This is a genomic window from Acinetobacter gyllenbergii CIP 110306 = MTCC 11365, assembly GCF_000413855.1.
Taxonomy (GTDB): Bacteria; Pseudomonadota; Gammaproteobacteria; order Pseudomonadales; family Moraxellaceae; genus Acinetobacter; species Acinetobacter gyllenbergii.
Map to the genome: position 1 here is coordinate 1 of NZ_ATGG01000034.1, position 16,156 is coordinate 16,156.

Consider the following 16,156-nt stretch of genomic DNA (forward strand, 5'->3'; position numbering starts at 1 on the left):
TTAATCACTCATTTGGAAAAAGCCTTGGCAATCAATAAGACCAAAGCAAGTATCCATAAACAGTTTGCTGGCGACAATAGCAAGAGTGAACCACCTGATCCCTTCCCGAACTCAGAAGTGAAACCTCTTAGCGCTGATGGTAGTGTGGCACTTGCCATGTGAGAGTAAGTCATCGCCAGCTTTTAAATCTAAACACCCCCAACCTAACGGTTGGGGGTGTTTTTTATTGTGTGGAGAAAAGATAAGTCAATATTTAAATAGTTGTGCTATTTTTATCCTGATTAAATGTAAATAAGAAATGATATTAGGACTGACATGATTTTCCATACACTTTTATCAGCGATTGGAGTTGTCTATTTAGGTTTTTTAGTATGGAAGTGGTTGGAAAAACCTAAGCAACAATATCAAGCACCTAGAGTTATTCGAGAATGGATATTGGATGATCCTGAGGGTGAGCTGTATTTAGCTTCTATTACATCAGATCAAAAGGTCTGGTCAGCTTGTGGACGTTATGCGCTTTCTTCTGGTTCAACGAGTACGACTTGGTCTGATTTCTTAGCAGGGGATTTAAATGAACTTGTGTGAACAACGATGGGGCAAAAAGTATTGGATGAAATGATCGAATGCCTAAAGCAGCAAAATCTAAAATAATTCTATGTTGTTCGCACGTTTGCTAAATGGGAGTAAGCGCTCCATTACAATAAATATTTGTAGTTTTGCTAGTTTTTTGAACAGATAAGTCAGTTGAAAGGCTTTTTCCTTATATGCGTAAACATTGCTTTATGTTATAAATATTTTTATAGGCATGTTTTTTGCTTATTTTAATAAAGGGAAAGAATATGAAATTATCTGTTGGATTGAAAGTAGCGAACAGTTTATCGTTGACTCCTCAATTACAACAGGCCATACGTCTTTTACAACTCTCAAGTTTAGAACTCGAACAAGAAATCCAGATTCAATTAGACAGTAACCCTTTATTGGAAAAGATTGAAGAGCTTGGAACAACAGAAAGCCTTTCAACCTTAGAAGCAAAAGAGACAGGGGACTTAACCACTGAACTCAATGCTGATCATCTTCCCAATGATTTACCTGTTGATACTGAATGGGATGATATTTATACCCATCAATCGACGTCCTTAGGCTCACCAGAATACGAAGAAAGAGAAGATAATCGTCAGATACAATTAAGCCTAAAAGAGCATATTTTAGATCAAGTGAATCTTTTGCATTTTTCGACTGTCGATAAACTGATTGCATATTGCATTGTCGATTCCTTAGATGATAAAGGGTTTTTGGATGCAGAATTGGACGATATCCTGCTTGCAGTTTCCCGCTTATTACAAGAAATGGAAAGTGAAGAAGAAGTTGAAGAAGATGAAATCATTGTAGTTTTAAAACATATTCAACGTTTAGATCCAATTGGGGTTGGGTCAAGAAATTTGGCTGAATGCTTAGCGATCCAGCTAGAAACATTTAGTGAAAAAGTTCCTTATCTTGCTGAAGCTAGAAATCTATTAAAATACTATGAGTTATTGATTTCAAATGATTTGAATAAATTATTAAAACAGACGGGACTATCCAAAGAACAATTAAAAAGTGCGGTCGATTTACTCAAGACTTTGAAGCCTTATCCTGGTTTAGAATTTAATCAGCAAGAGTCTGAGTATCAAGTGCCAGATGTGGTGGTGGCAAAAAAAGACCAACATTGGCAAGTCCAACTCAATCCAGATGTAATGCCGAAACTCAGAATCAATTCTTTTTATTCAGGCATGATTCGTCGAGCTGATCAAAGTGAGGATAATGTCTATCTGCGTAATCAAATGCTGGAAGCGAAGAATTTTATTAAAAGCATCGATGAACGACATAAAACACTGCTGAAAGTTGCGACCTGTATTGTTGAACATCAGCGTGCATTTTTGGAGCAAGGGCCAGAGGCGATGAAACCTTTGGTGCTTCGTGATGTAGCAGAAGAAGTTGAATTGCATGAATCAACTGTTTCACGTGTGACCACCAATAAATATATGCTGACACCGCGTGGTTTATTTGAGTTGAAATACTTTTTTTCTAGCCATGTGGGAACCACAACGGGCGGTGAAGCATCATCAACTGCAATTCGTGCCATGATTAAAAAACTGGTATCGAACGAAAATCCACGTAAGCCTTTGTCTGATAATGCAATCGCTGAAATGTTGAAGGATGAAGGGATTGAGGTGGCTCGTCGCACCGTGGCAAAATATCGCGAATCGTTACATATTCCTTCATCTTCTGAAAGAAAAGTCTTGATCTAAATTTTAAGGTGTGACTATTCTAGGTGTTCATTATTACGGAATAATGAATTTTTATAGTCACTAGAGGAGTCGCTGAAAATGATTTAATGGATGTTGAACCACTGATATGCATTAAATTTGCTTGAGCGATTGTCTTGTATCCTGAGAAAAAAAGGTGAGGGATAGAATTATGCAAATAACGATTCGTGGACACCATTTAACCATTACGCCAGCAATTGAAGAAAATATAAAAGAAAAGTTTAGTCAAATGACCAAGCATCTCGATCAGGTCAATAGTATGCAAATCAAACTGGCTAAAGATCATCAAATTGATAAACGTTCACACAAAGGCAGTGCAAACCATATTGCAGAAGCAATTATCCGTTTGCCGGGGGTGGAACTGTTTGCACAGGCGACAGCCGATGATATGTATACTTCGATTAGAAAATTGACAGATAAATTAAAACGTCAGCTTGCGAAACATCGAAAAATTCAATGTTCTTATCAGCATGAACTGGCACTTTTGAGTTAGTTTTTATTTTTATAAAAGAGGCTTTTTGTGGGGCCTCTTTTTTTTATTGATAAAAAAAGAAACTGCTTACTGAATTATGTGAAAAAGTTATAGTAAAATAGCTCGTTTTACACCAATGGTTGTATAAGAGGTCTTGGAATGAATAGTGAGCAGCTCACGCAAATTTTAAAAGAAGCTTTCCCTGAAGCAGAAGTAGCGGTGAGCGGACAAGCTGGAAAATTTGACCTGCGTATTGTTGATGATCAGTTTGAAGGTAAACGTACCGTTGCTCGTCAACAATCGGTTTATGCACCTCTAAATTCTTATATTGCGAGTGGTGAAGTTCACGCTGTTACGATTCGCGCAATGACAAAAGACGAATGGCGCAAAGCAAGCCTTTTCGGAGCTTAAATATTAATGGATAAATTTTTAATTACGGGTGGTGTTAAGCTCGAGGGCGAAGTACGCATTTCTGGCGCTAAAAATGCGGCTTTACCTTTACTTGCAGCAATGATCCTTGCTGACTCTCCGATTACGCTGACGAATGTTCCAAATCTAAAAGATGTAAACACGCTCGTTAAACTGATTGCTGGCCTTGGTGTGACCATGAGCTATGAAGGTGAAACGGTTCGTGCTGATGCTTCGACATTAGACAACCAGTTTGCACCTTATGAGCTGGTTAAAACCATGCGTGCTTCAATTTTAGTCCTCGGACCACTCTTGGCGCGTTATGGCAATGCCAAAGTTTCGTTACCAGGTGGCTGTGCGATTGGTTCACGTCCAGTGGATCAACACTTAAAAGCATTAGAAGCTTTGGGTGCGCAAATTGAAGTTGAAAATGGCTATGTGCATGCTTCAGTTGACGGTCGCTTGAAAGGTGGTGAAGTTGTTTTTGATATGGTGACCGTGGGTGGTACTGAAAATATCTTGATGGCTGCTGCTTTGGCTGAGGGTGTGACCACAATTCGTAATGCAGCACGTGAACCAGAGATCACCGATCTTGCGCAAATGCTCATTAAAATGGGTGCCAAAATTGAAGGTATTGATACCGATACTTTAATCGTTACTGGTGTTGAAAGCCTGCATGGCTGTGAATATGCTGTGGTCGCTGACCGTATTGAAACGGGTTCATATTTAGCTGCTGCTGCCATTACGGGTGGGCGAGTAAAGACCACACATACGGATCCAACTTTGCTTGAAGCTGTCTTAGATAAGTTTGAAGAAATGGGTGCGGAAGTGACCCGTGGCGATGACTGGATTGAATTGGATATGCAAGGTAAACGTCCAAAAGCGGTGAGCTTTAGAACTTTACCTCATCCTGAATTCCCAACTGATATGCAAGCGCAAATCATGGCGGTCAATTCAGTTGGCCGTGGTTTTGCAACAATTTCTGAAACGATTTTTGAAAACCGTTTTATGCATGTCCCAGAACTTTCACGTATGGGTGCGAATATTCAAGTGGAAGGTCATGATGCTGTGGTCACTGGAGTTGAAAAACTGCAAGCAGCACCTGTGATGGCAACCGATTTACGTGCTTCATTCTCATTGGTTCTGGCTGCATTGGTGGCAGAAGGCGAAACATTGGTAGATCGTATCTATCACATTGATCGTGGTTATGAACACATTGAAGAAAAATTGCAAAGTTTAGGTGCTCAGATTAAGCGAGTAAAAGGATGAATGACTTAAGAAACGATGATCCAAATTTTGACGTAATGGGCAATTTTGATCATGGTTTAACTTTAGCACTCAGTAAAGGTCGTATCTTAAAGGAAACATTGCCCTTACTTGAAAATGCAGGCATCAACTTATTGGAAGATCCTGATAAATCACGTAAGCTGATTTTTCCAACCACACATAAAAAAGTTCGTATTTTGATTTTACGTGCTTCCGATGTACCGACTTATGTTGAAAATGGTGCAGCGGATTTTGGTGTGGCAGGTAAAGATGTATTGATGGAACATGGTGCACAACATGTCTATGAATTGCTTGATCTAAAGATTGCCAATTGTAAGTTAATGACTGCAGGTAAAGTTGGAATGGAGCGTCCGAAAGGTCGTTTAAAAATTGCAACCAAGTACGTCAATCTTACTCGCCAATACTATGCAAGTTTAGGTGAGCAGGTGGATGTGATTAAACTTTACGGATCGATGGAACTTGCACCTTTGGTCGGGTTAGGCGATTACATTGTTGACGTCGTTGACACAGGCAACACCTTGCGTGCCAATGGTTTAGAGCCTTTAGAAGAAATTTGCAAAGTGTCTTCACGCCTGATTGTGAACAAAGCCAGCTTTAAACGTAAGCAAGCGGTGTTAAATCCGATTTTGACGCAACTTGAAGAGGCTGTGAAATCTCGTTCAGCGTAATTTCTTGCATGATGATTCTAAAAAAACCGTTCTTTTGAACGGTTTTTTTATAACTTAATCTTCTGATTCAGTGAAAGAATGCCTTCCTTTTTGATTTGTGGATGTGCTAAAAGGGCGTATTGTTTGGTGATGAGTAAGAACAATGAAAACGCCCTTACAGCGTAAACAAGAGTCAATTTTAAAATTACAAGCTCAGTCTATTCCTTATATAGAATGGTTACCGCATATTGAATCGGCTGATGAGGTGATCGCTCGTTCCGCTGAAAGTATTGCCAAAAGGGCAATTGCATGTTTGATCATGATTCAAGTGGCTTGTGATTTAAATAATCAACAATTTGATGAGGAAACTAAAAACTTTATCGTTGATTTGCTGAATAAATTTGAAGTATTTGATGAATTAACGCTTAAAGAGCAAAGTCTTTTAAATCAAGAAGTTTCTCAACAAGACATCGTCAATATGATTTGGAAATATGAAGCTTACTGGGTTTTACTTTGGGCATTAGGCATCGTTAAAGAACTCGGCTACCCAGATACAATTGCAGATTGTGATTTTGCAGTGCAAGTTGTTTCTGGGTGTGATTCATTTGATGAGTTTATGCAGCAAGTTGAGTTAAAAAGTGTGGATGAAATTTTAGATCAGGCGGATTTGATCTATCGCTATGATTGGGCATGTGTCGACGCTCGCTTAAAACAACAGGATGCGCCTGAAAATATGAATGCTTCCGTTGTTGTAGAACGTCACGGGGCTTTAAATTGGCTCATACAACGCGATGGAGATTGGGATAATCCTGACTTAAATACATAAAATTTAGAATATTTAAGCCTAAAAATGATTTTTTCTATTAAAGCAGATGGAAATGCTGATGTTATCTTGCCCACAAGTTGGATGAAAAAGAGTAAACTTAGCGCTCTCTTATTCGCCTTGTGGGTAAATTGATGCGACGTTTATCGACTCAGGATCAGAACTTTAAACAGGCTTTTGCTGAGCTTTTAGCATTTGAAACTGTGAATGATCCTCAATTAGTACAAACTGTAGACCAAATCATTGCTGATGTTCGTCAGCATGGTGATGAACATGTACTGAAATTAACACAGCAGTTCGATCGACATCCAGCGCATCAATTCTCTGATTTGGAACTAACCCAAGCCCAGCTGAAAACTGCATTTGAAGGCTTAAGCACTGAAATCCGTGAAGCTTTGGAGTTGGCTGCAAAGCGCATTCGTTCGTTCCACCAAGCACAAAAGCAAGAAGGTTGGAGCTATGTGGATGAGCTCGGTAATACCTTAGGCCAGAAAGTCACACCGCTTGATCGCGTGGGGATTTATGTACCTGGTGGTTTAGCGTCTTACCCTTCTTCGGTTTTAATGAATGCTTTGCCTGCACATGTAGCCGGTGTTCCTGAAATTATCATGGTGGTTCCAGCACCGAATGGTGAATTGAATCCATTGGTGTTAGCAGCTGCGTATTTAGCAGGTGTAAGCCGTGTATTTACGATTGGTGGTGCACAAGCCGTTGCCGCGCTGGCTTATGGTACTGAAACCATTCCATCGGTGGATAAAATTACAGGACCAGGGAATCGCTTTGTTGCTGCGGCAAAACGTGCTGTTTTCGGACAAGTTGGGATTGATATGATTGCTGGACCTTCAGAAATCCTAGTCTATGCCGAAGGTGAAAATAATGCAGAGTGGCTTGCCATGGATGTCTTGTCTCAAGCAGAACATGATACCGTTGCTCAAGCCATTTTTATCACACCTGATGAAGCACTTTTAAATGCTGTGGATGCCGCAATTGAAAAGCACTTGGCTGAATTGCCAAAAGCCGAAATTGCGCGAACCTCGATTCAGAATCGTGGTGCCTTAGTCTTGGTGAAAGATCGTGCTGAAGCGATTGAACTGATCAATCAAGTGGCACCTGAGCATTTAGAACTCTGTCTTGACGATGCTGAATTGATGAGCCAGGAAATTCGTCATGCGGGCGCAATTTTTATGGGACGTTATACACCAGAAGCGATTGGTGATTATTGTGCAGGTCCAAACCATGTATTGCCAACCTCGGGTACAGCACGGTTTTCATCGCCACTTGGAGTTTATGATTTCCAGAAACGTTCAAGTCTGATTATGTGCTCACAGCAAGGTGTTAAAACCTTGGCGAAAACGGCCGATGTCCTTGCGGTACAAGAAAATCTTGATGCCCATGCACGTTCAGCACGCTACCGTTATGAAGTTTAAATCTGAAGTGTGTGTCGTGGTCTAGCACGATAATAAATATAAACCTCTCCCAAACCCTCTCCTAAAATGAGAGGGGACTTGTCACGATATATGTGAAATAGGTTTGAAGATTCCTCTCCCTTGGGGAGAGGTTAGGAGAGGGCAACAAGAGAATATAAAATGACGTTTACAACAGAACAAATGCGTTTTTGGAGTCCCGAAGTTCGTGAATTAGAGCCGTATGTGCCAGGTGAGCAACCTAAAATTCAGAACTTACTCAAACTGAATACCAACGAAAATCCATATCCACCATCGCCAAAAGTCGTGGCAGCGGTTGAAGCAGTTTTGACGAATCAAGCTGATGCGTTACGTCTTTATCCAGATCCTGATGCAACGGCACTCAAGCAGGCGATTGCAGTACAGCAACACGTAGATATCAGCCAAGTCTTTGTCGGTAATGGTTCGGATGAGGTTTTGGCACATATTTTTAAAGCGTTTTTTATTCAAAAAGAGCCGATTCTTTATCCCGATATTACCTATAGTTTTTATCCAGTTTATAGCCAATTTTTTGCAACGAAGACCCAGCAGATTCCATTGAATGACAAGTTCGAAATTGATGTATCGGATTATGCACAGGCAAATGGTGGGATCATTCTTACCAATCCGAATGCGCCAACCAGCATTGCATTAGGGTTAGCACAGATTGAGCAGGTGCTTAAAGCCAATCCTGATCGCGTGGTGGTGATTGATGAAGCCTATGTCGATTTTGGTGCAGAATCAGCGGTGCAATTGGTCAATCAATACGACAATTTAGTGGTTTGCCAAACCACCTCGAAATCACGTTCATTGGCAGGGTTGCGTGTCGGCTTTGCGATTGCACAAGCACATTTGATTGCAGCACTTGAAGCGGTAAAGAATAGTTTTAACTCTTACCCTATGGATCGCTTTGCCATTGCTGCAGCTGTTGCATCATTTGAAGATCAAGCTTATTTTGAGGCACAATGCCAAAAGGTAATCGCGAGTCGTGAGCAATTGGTGAGTGATCTCACCGCTTTAGGTTTTGAGGTTTTACCATCAAAAGCTAATTTTATCTTTGCAACGCATCCACAACATGATGCGGCACAACTGGCCCAACAATTGCGAGAACAAGGAATTATTGTTCGTTACTTCAACAAACCACGAATCAATCAATTCTTGCGTATTACCATTGGTACTGATGAACAAAATCAGCGTTTCGTGGATACTCTTAAAACGCAAATTTTATAAGCTTTGATTTAATTTTCAGCTTGCTGCCATGTATTGAGTAAATCAAGCATGGCAGAAATTTTATCGAAACATTCTTGATATTCAGCTTCTGCATCAGAGGCGATGGTGATGCCACCACCCGCCCACATCGATAATTGATTTTGGTATTGCTGAATACTGCGAATCAAAATATTCCAGCACCCCGTACCATCAAAATTAAAATAACCCAAGCTGCCACAATAAGCACCACGTGGCGCGCCTTCTAATTCTTCAATAATCTGCATTGCCCTGATTTTGGGTGCACCTGTAATCGAACCACCAGGTAGGGCAGAGAGTAGCATCTGCATTGGATTAATCTGTTCTGTTAGAGTTGCCGTGATCTCACTGACCATATGATGCACTTGATTGAAGCTCTCAATTTCAAACAGTTTTGTCGTGTTTACCGAACCTGTTTCTGCATAAACACTTAAATCATTGCGCAGTAAATCCACAATCATGACATTCTCAGCTTGGTCTTTTTCAGAACTACTCAGTTTAGCTTTGGATATTTGATCTTGCTCAGGATCATCAAAACGCGGCATGGTTCCCTTAATCGGGCGGGTTTTAATTTTCCGATGAGTTTGAAATTCAATAAATAATTCAGGTGAGCAACTGAGTAGCTCAAAATCATTAATTTTGAGATAACCCGCATAAGGGGCATGTGTTAAATCCCATAACTCTTGTGCTCGACTGAGTAATGAACCTTGAGTATGTGCTGTAAATTCTTGGGTCAAATTAATTTGATAACAATCTCCTGCCTTGATGTACTCCTGAACTTGATCAAATGCAGTACGATATTGTTGTTTAGACCAACGAGGTTGGCATTGCTGATTTAAAGTAAGCGTATTGAGTGGTTTAGGCGTGTTGATCAAATTAGCAATATATTGATAGAGAGTTTCAGCCCGAACATCCTCACTATGGAAGTACCATTCACCTTGCTGAAACTTTAAAAAGCTGCTGTATTGACCTAAAAAAAAGCGAGGTTGTGGATGAGCAGAAATGTCAATAAATTGATCTGCGCTATAGTCATAGCTAAAGAAACCAATATATCCACCATGAAATCCATCTGGCTGCTCGGAGGAGGGGGTAGCATCAAACTGAGCGAATTCTAAGAGTGTGTTCACTTCTGATTTGATTTGATATTGATTGAATTGTATTTGTTGGAATTGCTGTAGTTCAGCGTGTTGAAAAACTAAAAACTCTGTGGGTAAAAAGGCAATCACAGGCGCGGCCTGGTCGTGCAAATAAACCAATCCAGTTAAATCATACAGTCGGGACAGAAGCTCAAATGCAGAAGTGAGTTGCGTGTTAAGCTTTTGCTGAAAATAAGACATAAAAATGGAAATACTTGCACTAAATTTAGAGAGCAGAATTGTACTACATTCAAAAACATCGTACGGATGATAATCCAGCCTTTTGCTTAAAAATTAAGTGTTGTACTTGTAGATTGCTTAGATAAAATGAATGATGTATTTATCAAATTAAAATAAGAAAGCGCTTTTGTTAACACTTCTTATACGTATTTAGCCCTGGATAAACGGAGCATCGCCAAACTTTGTTATTTTGGATTTAAAAATTATTTTATAAAAATAATCAAGAATTACATGCTGTTGTCATAATTTTTCGCTGCTTAGAAAATTGTATGTTCTTTATGCCGTTTGTCGGTTTGTGGATAAAAAGCAGTTAACAGGAGTTGAACATAAAATAACAAACAGGTAATTTAGTAATTGCTAAGCGAACTACTCAAGGATTGGAAGTTCAAGTTGTCATTTAAGAATAAAACGACCGTGGACAGTTTAGAGTAGTGTAAGTCAAAAAATAAATGCTCTTGGGAGAGTGCTCAATGAAAATGTTTACTAAACTAGCTTTAGTTTCTTCAATGGCGATTAGCGTAAATGCAATGGCTATGCAGTCAATGGACGATGCTGCACTAAGCGCTGCAACTGGTCAAGATGGTATTAACATTGGTCTTGGTGTTACATCTGTTACGATCGACAAATTATTAATTCATGATAATGATGGTTATGCTGATAATGGTGGTGCGACAGGCGCTGCAGGTGTAATCGGTGCTGGTGGTACAGCAACTGCGGGTGCAATCGTAGTTAACAGTATTTCTATTACACAAAATACAGATAACTCTGGTGCAGAATTATTGGCTTCTCATAACCTAGCTGATTTAACAATTGATACAGATGCTGGTACTGCTGCAACTGGTGGTGCTTTCCTTAACGTAGCAGCGAAAGTATCGGGCTTAAATATTAGCATTGGTGAAATTGGTGTTTCTGCTTCAGGTACTGCGAGCACTACAAGTGTTCAGCGTGGTAACGATGCATCTAACTACAATGCAATTTTATCTGGTTTAAGCATTAAAACAGGTAAAATGGATGCAAACATCCAATTAGGTGCTGCTCCTCAAGGTGCAATGATCAAGTTAAATACAACGTTGGCATCTGGTTTAGAAATTACCAACCTCGGTATTTTGGATAAATCAACAATTGGTCAAACAACGTTGACTGGTGTTGCAAGTACAGCTGCAGGTGAAATTCACCTTGATAGCATCAAAGTGGCTGATCATGGTGTGAATAGCTTAAGCGTTAATACTGACGTTAGCGTAGTAGGTGAAAGTGCAGCAGCTGCGAATGATGGTTATTTGAAAATTATCAGCAAAGCACCTGCAAATGGTACTGACATCTATATTTCAGGTGTTCATTTAGGTAGCAAAACTGCAGGTTCAATCGGTGACGTAGAAATTCAAGGTTTGAAAACGACTTACGCTGGTGGTAGCGGTGCTGCGATTACGATTTCTGGTCACTAATCAGTTATCAAACAAAAAAAGCGCATTTTGCGCTTTTTTTGTTTTCGATAGAAATTTTATAGTTTGGAAGGTATAACGTGTAAAGTATAAGATGCTTTTTAGCTTGATGTTATTTTATGCCTATCGTTTATTTATCTTTGGCCCACTATGGTAATTTATAGCGAATAAAAAGACATTTTTAGCAGCAATTTCTTGTTGTTGAATTGTATTATTAAGGGCGCTAATTGTTTAATTGTAGAGGTAATTATAAAAAAAATAACATTCCGTCAAAAAAAACCAAAAAAAAGATGTATTTTCTTATAAAAAAAGGTATCTTCATCTTGCAGGGATGTAGTGTCATTGACACTAAAAATAAAATGAATAAGGCAAGTGCTGCCATTGTTAGAAAAAGAGACTTATGTTAGAGATCGCTTTAGGCTCGGCATTGATGTATTACTTTACAACGCAAGCCTTTGAAATAGAAAAAAAACCTGAGGGAACTGTATATTATACAGAGACCTTGGACTCTCGTTACCCATCTTTTACTCGTAATCATCGTGAAGCAGTTGTGATTAAGCCTGCTGTCGAGGAACAATTTCGGGGAATTGTTCGTCAAGCTTACGACTATAGTTGTGGTTCTGCTGCATTAACAACCCTACTTAATGGTTATGGAGGGCTACGCCTTACCGAACAGCAGACCATGAGTGGTTTGCTTCAGTATGGAGAATACCAGCGGATTATTGAGCGCCGTAGTTTTTCTTTACTGGATATGAAACGATTCGTCTCTGCTTTAGGGATTAATAGCGGTGGCTATCGGGGGGAATTTTCCGATCTTATTTCATTAAAACAACCCGCGATTGTTCCTATTACTTATGCCGGTTTTAAACATTTTGTAGTATATAAAGCATATAAAGATGGGAGAGTTTATGTTGCTGATCCTGCTTTGGGCAATATCAGCTTTGATGAATCTCGGTTTAAAGAAATATGGGATAACAATACGCTATTTATCGTTGACATTCCTCAACAATACCAAAAGAGTTTATTGGCTCTACAAGATGCGGATATGCGTCATGTTGAAGATGCAACAGTCAATAAGTATGCCCTTGCTGAAATTCAATTTCCAACGCAGAAATTAGAACGTCTTGCGGATAAAGCGTCAACCATGCGTCGAGTGTTGGATGCGGATACCAAATCAGCAACTTATAACCAGCCGATAACAACCTATATGCGCTTATATTACAAGCGGAAGTAAGTTTAGAAAAATCAGTAAAATTAATGTAATAGGATGCAAAGTAAAATGAATCGTACATGGATGAATATGAGTGTGTTGGCGTTGAGTTTGAGTGCCATCACATCAACACTTTACGCAGCAGAACAACAACCACCTGTCGAATCTGGAACAGAGACGGCTCCAGTTGAAGTGCAAGGAAATGCGACAACTGAAAGCCCGGCAACTCCTGCCCCAGAATCTCAAGCGCCTGCTGAGAATAACCAAGCGGATCAAGCGGCAAGTGCCTTACAAAAGAAAGAGAGTGATGCGACTCAAGAAACGAATTTACAAGAAGTATTTACTTCAAATGAACGTCAGTACTCATTAATTAAGAAAGGTATTTTCTCATCTTATTATGATTTGGATTATACCTATTACAGAGATAGCCGCCTTGATTTGGCGATGAGTGATAGCAATAGTTCTTTATCAAGATTGCGTGTTGAAGAGGATGCAAACCATACCTTAACCAACACCTTTACCGTTCAATATGGTCTGTTGGATAACGTGACCTTATCCGCCTCGTTGCCTTTTGTTGCTAAAAAAGAACTTTTAAAAGATCAAACGACAGCAGGTTTGGGGGATATCAACTTTGGAGCACGTTGGGAACCATTTCCATTAAAGCAAGGACGTCTACCTTTGGTACTGTTTGGTAGCTTATCTACTAAAACTGGAGATAGTCCTTATGAAGTGGGGGTAGATGAACTTTCTACGGGTAAAGGGTATTACTCGGTGGGTGCGGGTGCAAGTACACGTAAGTATATTGATCCTGTTGTTCTGTTTGCCTCAGTTTCGACCAGTTACGGTTTTAAAGAATCAGGTCTAAACCAGTTAAGAGGAAGCCGAGTTTTAGAAAGTTTTGATCCTGGTTTAAGTGGCGGATTCTCTTTTGGTTTTGCATATTCGTTTAACTATGATGTGTCGTTAACCATGTCATATCAGCAAAGCTTTAATACGGGTGCAAAATTCTACTTTGAAAATAATGAGAGTTATGAATCCGCTGATCAAAGTAGTGCGATGTTGTCATTCGCTTTAGGGGTACGTGTATCACCTGAAACAATTGTCAATGGTACGGTGGGAATTGGCTTAACTGAAGATGCTCCAGATGTCTCATTAGGTCTGTCTTTCCCACTTGATATCATAGGTTTTGGTAAAAAAATTCGTTAAGGAGATGTAATAATGGTGAAAAACCTTAAATTATGTCCATTAACGATAGCAATTTTTTTAGCAGGGCTATCAGGTGCTACACATGCACAACTCGGACAAGACTTATCTGTAGATTTGCGTTCTTTGGCCTTGGGGAATGCGGTCACCGCTGATCCACCAGGCATTAGCGCTGTTCATTTTAACCCAGCCGCACTTGCTAAACTGGATGGTCTGCAAACAGATGTGCAGGGGATTCTGGCTAATTTTGCAATTCAACGAGATTACTCAGCGCCAGCAGGTTATAACGTTTTTGGTTATTCTGACGATCCTTTGGTCTGTAATGATGGACCAGAAATAGATGCGAACATTTGTACTGATTTTAAAGGAACAGTACATGGGGATGTTGAATATGCCAGTATTTACGTTCCTGTTTTAAAGAAAATTGTAGATTTGGGGCCAAATTCTCCTTTAGTTGCGCCAACGGCAGGGATTTCTTATAAGCCACCAGGTTCGAAAGTAACTTATGCAACCGCAGTATATGCTCCGCTTGTTGCGGGTTTTGGTGCTGAAGATGGTAACCCAAGTAACTATATGGGACAGCAAGTTGCTTTAGAGCGTATTACTTATCTATCGCCATCATTTGGGTATCAGGTGAATGATCATTTATACCTTGGTGCTTCATTTGGGATGTCCTATCAAGCGATTGCCATGAAAACTGATTTACGTTTCCCGAATGAGTTAATTGGGGTGTTGCGTATGGTCGATGAAGTGGTATGTGGGCCATTTAAACAAAATGGTGACATTATTACAGATCTCTTACTCTTTGGTATCTGTAATGCGCAGCAAGGCATGGACCCTTTTAGCAAGGTCGGTTCATTAGATGTCTCACTTGAACAATCGCTCAGCCCTAGTTATAACTTAGGTTTGCTTTGGGAACCAACTGACGACTTTAGTTTCGGGATGGTATATCAAAGTGAAGCGAAGATGCGTTTACATGGTAAATACTTAATTAATGTGGCAGAAGCACCGCAACAGTTAATTGCGGGTTTAAATTCATCAGCAACAGGTAAAGTTCTTGCTGCAATTCTAGGGCTTCCGGCTTATGCACCCGCTGTAGATTCTGGTTTATTGGCTATGGATTTCAAATATCCACAGCATTTTAAAGCAGGGATTAAATATAAAATCTTCCCAGATTTACAAGTGAACTTTGATTTGGGATGGACCGATTTCTCGGCATGGGATAAGTTTAAATTTGAATTTGACCGACAAATTTCTTTGTTAAAAGTTGCTCAGATTTTATCAAATGATGTTACGGATCGATCACTTGCCTTACCGTTAAAGTTTCAGTCCTCTTGGCGTTGGGGAATCGGTTTTGAATATTCAGCAACAGATCGTTTGAAGTTACGCATGGGCTATGAGCCGCGCACCAGTTCGATTCCAGACGATAAACGAAATACCATGGTGCCGATTAACAATGCACAATTGTTTGGTTTAGGTATTGGCTATCGTTTTGACCAGGATACTGATTTGGATTTATCACTCGGTTTCTTACGCAGCCGTGATGATATTCCTGCAAATACAAGTAGCCTTTCAAACCAGACTGGGGTTAATAACCTATTACTCAACCCCTATGCTGGTTTGAATGTCAAAACCAATACCAAAGTCACTTTACTTGGGATTAACTACAGAACAAGATGGTAATGCAAAAGATAAAGATGAAACGATCAACACTTGCTATTTCATTATTTTGTTTAATGGTATCAAGTGTTTCGGCTGTTTATGCGGATGGCTTCTATACGATTATCGGACCTGATGGTCGTCCAATGGTTGTACCGATGAAAATTGGGAAAAAGGACGTAGAACCCAATAAGCTGAAACAGGAAGCACGTTCTGAAAAAGTAGTTCAACCAGCCGTTGATCATTCCAATACGGTAAAGACTGTTGTTGTGCCTATGGAGCAGAAAAAGGCTGAATATTCTCAATCAGCCGAATCTAAACAGATTCCATCTAAACCAGTTAAAACCATTGATGTGGTTGAGCCTACAATCGTCAAGCAAAAATCTGAGCCAGCACCGTCATCTAAAGCAAGCAACAAAGATACAAAAGAAGTTTCTGCAATTGTTACTGAACCATTGAAGGTAACACAAGCACCGTTAGTTATAGAGAAGCCTGCAATCGAGAACAAATCAACAGTTGCACCCAAAGTACCATTAACTCAACGTGCTTCAAATGCTTCAAATGCTTCAAATGCTTCAAATGCTTCAAATGCTTCAAATGCTTCAAATGCTTCAAATGCTTCAAATGCTTCAAATGCTT

General features: G+C 39.8%; 13 protein-coding genes, 1 rRNA gene and 2 pseudogenes. 15 read left to right on the top strand and 1 reads right to left on the bottom strand.

The genetic code is table 11. The features are described from left to right. Positions 1 to 66: 66 nt before the first annotated feature. From rrf to hisC, 10 genes and pseudogenes are all read left to right on the top strand, one after another. A 5S ribosomal RNA gene (gene rrf / locus F957_RS03245) occupies positions 67 to 181 on the top strand. A gap of 134 nt (positions 182 to 315) precedes the next feature. Then, positions 316 to 651, top strand: a pseudogene (locus tag F957_RS03240) (hypothetical protein). A gap of 188 nt (positions 652 to 839) precedes the next feature. After that, positions 840 to 2,288, top strand: coding sequence for an RNA polymerase factor sigma-54 (locus tag F957_RS03235; protein ID WP_016543177.1), 1,449 nt, complete (start codon positions 840 to 842; stop codon positions 2,286 to 2,288). Between the two features lie 169 nt (positions 2,289 to 2,457). Next, a complete protein-coding gene (gene hpf, locus F957_RS03230; protein WP_004655596.1) occupies positions 2,458 to 2,799 on the top strand; it encodes a ribosome hibernation-promoting factor, HPF/YfiA family in 342 nt (113 codons plus the stop codon). A 138-nt stretch (positions 2,800 to 2,937) separates the two neighbouring features. Beyond that, positions 2,938 to 3,189, top strand: coding sequence for a BolA family iron metabolism protein IbaG (gene ibaG / locus F957_RS03225; protein ID WP_004655594.1), 252 nt, complete (start codon positions 2,938 to 2,940; stop codon positions 3,187 to 3,189). A 6-nt stretch (positions 3,190 to 3,195) separates the two neighbouring features. Next, complete coding sequence (murA, locus tag F957_RS03220) at positions 3,196 to 4,455, top strand: UDP-N-acetylglucosamine 1-carboxyvinyltransferase (RefSeq protein WP_016543176.1); 1,260 nt, start codon at positions 3,196 to 3,198, stop codon at positions 4,453 to 4,455. Then, the gene (gene hisG, locus F957_RS03215) at positions 4,452 to 5,141 is read left to right on the top strand and encodes an ATP phosphoribosyltransferase (protein WP_005239568.1); all 690 of its coding nucleotides are present in this window, start codon (positions 4,452 to 4,454) and stop codon (positions 5,139 to 5,141) included. The genes murA and hisG overlap by 4 nt, the downstream gene beginning before the upstream one ends. Positions 5,142 to 5,283: 142 nt before the next feature. Further along, complete coding sequence (locus tag F957_RS03210) at positions 5,284 to 5,946, top strand: DUF4272 domain-containing protein (RefSeq protein ID WP_016543175.1); 663 nt, start codon at positions 5,284 to 5,286, stop codon at positions 5,944 to 5,946. Positions 5,947 to 6,077: 131 nt separating this feature from the next. Then, complete coding sequence (hisD, locus tag F957_RS03205; RefSeq protein WP_016543174.1) at positions 6,078 to 7,370, top strand: histidinol dehydrogenase; 1,293 nt, start codon at positions 6,078 to 6,080, stop codon at positions 7,368 to 7,370. Between the two features lie 159 nt (positions 7,371 to 7,529). Then, positions 7,530 to 8,615: a histidinol-phosphate transaminase gene (gene hisC, locus F957_RS03200; protein ID WP_016543173.1), complete on the top strand. Its 1,086-nt coding sequence runs from the start codon at positions 7,530 to 7,532 to the stop codon at positions 8,613 to 8,615. 8 nt (positions 8,616 to 8,623) lie between these two features. Here hisC and F957_RS03195 read toward each other — a convergent pair whose 3' ends face one another. Next, entirely contained in the window at positions 8,624 to 9,967 is a 1,344-nt protein-coding gene (locus F957_RS03195; protein ID WP_016543172.1) for an anthranilate synthase component I family protein, read from the bottom strand. A gap of 509 nt (positions 9,968 to 10,476) precedes the next feature. On the opposite strand from F957_RS03195, the gene filA reads away from it, so the two are divergent. The 5 genes and pseudogenes from filA to F957_RS21810 all read left to right on the top strand — a co-directional run. Then, positions 10,477 to 11,448: a putative pilus system protein FilA gene (gene filA / locus F957_RS03190; RefSeq protein ID WP_016543171.1), complete on the top strand. Its 972-nt coding sequence runs from the start codon at positions 10,477 to 10,479 to the stop codon at positions 11,446 to 11,448. Positions 11,449 to 11,845: 397 nt separating this feature from the next. Further along, the gene (gene filB / locus F957_RS03185; protein ID WP_016543170.1) at positions 11,846 to 12,679 is read left to right on the top strand and encodes a putative pilus system C39 family peptidase FilB; all 834 of its coding nucleotides are present in this window, start codon (positions 11,846 to 11,848) and stop codon (positions 12,677 to 12,679) included. Positions 12,680 to 12,724: 45 nt separating this feature from the next. Next, the gene (gene filC / locus F957_RS03180) at positions 12,725 to 13,861 is read left to right on the top strand and encodes a putative pilus system protein FilC (protein ID WP_016543169.1); all 1,137 of its coding nucleotides are present in this window, start codon (positions 12,725 to 12,727) and stop codon (positions 13,859 to 13,861) included. A 15-nt stretch (positions 13,862 to 13,876) separates the two neighbouring features. Further along, positions 13,877 to 15,541 (top strand): putative pilus system OmpP1/FadL family transporter FilD, encoded by a 1,665-nt coding sequence (gene filD, locus F957_RS03175; RefSeq protein WP_171068328.1) that lies wholly within the window; start codon positions 13,877 to 13,879, stop codon positions 15,539 to 15,541. Then, positions 15,541 to 16,156 (top strand): annotated as a pseudogene (locus F957_RS21810) (putative pilus assembly protein FilE); the annotation flags it as partial. The gene filD and the pseudogene F957_RS21810, both read left to right, overlap by 1 nt.

Coding starts and splice junctions, on each gene's coding strand:
- F957_RS03235 (WP_016543177.1), top strand. CDS start 840: ATGAAATTATCTGTTGGATTGAAAGTAGCGAACAGTTTATCGTTGACT.
- hpf (WP_004655596.1), top strand. CDS start 2,458: ATGCAAATAACGATTCGTGGACACCATTTAACCATTACGCCAGCAATT.
- ibaG (WP_004655594.1), top strand. CDS start 2,938: ATGAATAGTGAGCAGCTCACGCAAATTTTAAAAGAAGCTTTCCCTGAA.
- murA (WP_016543176.1), top strand. CDS start 3,196: ATGGATAAATTTTTAATTACGGGTGGTGTTAAGCTCGAGGGCGAAGTA.
- hisG (WP_005239568.1), top strand. CDS start 4,452: ATGAATGACTTAAGAAACGATGATCCAAATTTTGACGTAATGGGCAAT.
- F957_RS03210 (WP_016543175.1), top strand. CDS start 5,284: ATGAAAACGCCCTTACAGCGTAAACAAGAGTCAATTTTAAAATTACAA.
- hisD (WP_016543174.1), top strand. CDS start 6,078: ATGCGACGTTTATCGACTCAGGATCAGAACTTTAAACAGGCTTTTGCT.
- hisC (WP_016543173.1), top strand. CDS start 7,530: ATGACGTTTACAACAGAACAAATGCGTTTTTGGAGTCCCGAAGTTCGT.
- F957_RS03195 (WP_016543172.1), bottom strand. CDS start 9,967: ATGTCTTATTTTCAGCAAAAGCTTAACACGCAACTCACTTCTGCATTT.
- filA (WP_016543171.1), top strand. CDS start 10,477: ATGAAAATGTTTACTAAACTAGCTTTAGTTTCTTCAATGGCGATTAGC.
- filB (WP_016543170.1), top strand. CDS start 11,846: ATGTTAGAGATCGCTTTAGGCTCGGCATTGATGTATTACTTTACAACG.
- filC (WP_016543169.1), top strand. CDS start 12,725: ATGAATCGTACATGGATGAATATGAGTGTGTTGGCGTTGAGTTTGAGT.